At 53.0% G+C, this 2,500-nt stretch carries 1 rRNA gene (cut by a window edge); it reads right to left on the reverse strand.

Annotation, left to right across the window (positions count from 1 at the left end):
* Positions 1–148: 148 nt before the first annotated feature.
* Positions 149–2,500 (reverse strand): 23S ribosomal RNA (locus FWJ32_RS13125); it runs 510 nt beyond the window's last position.

Consider the following 2,500-nt stretch of genomic DNA (forward strand, 5'->3'; position numbering starts at 1 on the left):
GGGGGACCCCGAAGGACTGTGTTCGGAATGGGAACAGGTGTTTCCCCTCCGCTATGGCCACCAGACCAAATTTCGGACGGTTGTTTTTACTTTGCCTCTTGTTATTCATCCTCTGCTTTTATGGCAAATATATAATATCCGGATTCTTCAGGTCAAGCTCTCGACATATTAGTACCGGTCAGCTGAATGCATTTCTGCACTTACACCTCCGGCCTATCAACCTCGTGTTCTCCAAGGTGTCTTATCCTTTCGGTGGGAAATCTTATCTTGAGGTGGGCTTCACGCTTAGATGCTTTCAGCGTTTATCCCTCCCGACTTGGCTACCCAGCGGTGCCCTTGGCAGGACAACTGGTACACCATCGGTCGGTCTGTCCCGGTCCTCTCGTACTAAGGACAGCTCCTCTCAAATTTCCTGCGCCTGCGATGGATAGGGACCGAACTGTCTCACGACGTTCTGAACCCAGCTCGCGTACCGCTTTAATGGGCGAACAGCCCAACCCTTGGGACCTACTTCAGCCCCAGGATGCGATGAGCCGACATCGAGGTGCCAAACCTTCCCGTCGATGTGGACTCTTGGGGAAGATCAGCCTGTTATCCCCAGGGTAGCTTTTATCCGTTGAGCGACGGCATGCCCACTTACATTCCGCCGGATCACTAAGCCCGACTTTCGTCCCTGTTCGAGATGTCTCTCTCACAGTTAGGCTACCTTATGCCTTTGTTCTCTTTGAGCGATTTCCATCCGCTCTGAGGTAACCTTTGGACGCCTCCGTTACTCTTTGGGAGGCGACCGCCCCAGTCAAACTGCCCACCTGACAGTGTCCCTTCGTAGGTTCACTACTCTAAGGTTAGAATTTCAATGCAATCAGGGTGGTATCCCACTACCGGCTCCATAAGAGCTGGCGCCCTTATCTCCCAGCCTCCCACCTATCCTGTACAGACTGCATCAAAATCCAGTGCCAGGCTGCAGTAAAGCTCCATGGGGTCTTTCCGTCCAGTCGCAGGTAACTCGCATCTTCACGAGTACTACAATTTCACCGGGTATCCTGTTAAGACAGCGCCCAAGTCGTTACGCCTTTCGTGCGGGTCGGAACTTACCCGACAAGGAATTTCGCTACCTTAGGACCGTTATAGTTACGGCCGCCGTTTACTGGGGCTTCGGTTCAGAGCGTTTACCCCTCCCCTTAACCTTCCAGCACCGGGCAGGCGTCAGCCCCTATACTTCGTCTTTCGACTTGGCAGAGACCTGTGTTTTTGGTAAACAGTCGCTTGGGCCATTTCTCTGCGGCCACTCTCGTGGCACCCCTTCTCCCTAAGTTACGGGGTCATTTTGCCGAGTTCCTTAACAGGAGTTCTCCCGTCCGTCTTTGGATTCTCTCCTCGTCTGCCTGTGTCGGTTTGCGGTACGGGCACCTCAACCTAGTAGCGGCTTTTCTTGGCACGTTAAGTTAACTCTTCGCTTGCGCTCCCCATCACAGCTCGCCTTGCCCTGTGGTGCTTTACTCACAGGGATGACTCGCTGCTTGGACGGGCTCTACCAACCGCCCGTAGTTAACTTCTTTATGCGTCCCCGCTTCCTTTTTGTCGGTCTTCGGTGGTACCGGAATCTTTACCGGTTGTCCATCGCCTACGCCTTCCGGCCTCGGCTTAGGTCCCGACTTACCCTGGGTAGATGACCTTTACCCAGGAAACCTTAGACTTTCGACGGTAGAGTTTCTCACTCTACTCGCGTTACTTATGCCGGCATTCTCTCTTCCTTACAGTCCAGCTCGCTTCTCAGCTTGCCTTCTGCCCGTAAGGAACGCTCCTCTACCATAGCACTCTTTAGGTGTGCTATCCGATGCTTCGGTGTACGCTTTAGCCCCGCTAATTTTCGGCGCAGGATCACTCGACCAGTGAGCTATTACGCACTCTTTGAATGTGTGGCTGCTTCTAAGCCAACATCCTGGTTGTCTTCGTAATCCTACATCCTTTACCACTTAAGCGTTACTTGGGGACCTTAGCAGTCGGTCTGGGCTGTTTCCCTTTTGACTGCGGATCTTGGCACTCGCAGTCTGACTCCCAACTTTACAGATATGGTATTCGGAGTTTGATAGGGTTCGGTAACCTTATCGGCCCCTAGCCCATTCAGTGCTCTACCCCCATATCTTACCGGTTGAGGCTAGCCCTAAAGCTATTTCGAGGAGAACCAGCTATCTCCGAGCTCGATTGGAATTTCTCCGCTACCCACAGCTCATCCCATGCCTTTTCAACGACAACGTGGTTCGAGCCTCCACGAGGCTTTACCCTCGCTTCACTCTGGCCATGGGTAGGTCGCCCGGTTTCGGGTCTATGTTATCTGACTTGACGCCCTACTTAAGACTCGCTTTCGCTTCGGCTTCGTGCCTTAAGCACTTAACCTCGCCAGATACCATAACTCGCCGGCCCGTTCTACAAAAAGTACGTGGTCACTTTGTGCTCCCACTGCTTGTAGGCATACGGTTTCAGGTTCTGTTTCACTCCC

Origin of the sequence: Calorimonas adulescens (assembly GCF_008274215.1) — a bacterium.
In the GTDB taxonomy this organism is placed as follows: Bacteria; Bacillota; Thermoanaerobacteria; order Thermoanaerobacterales; family UBA4877; genus Calorimonas; species Calorimonas adulescens.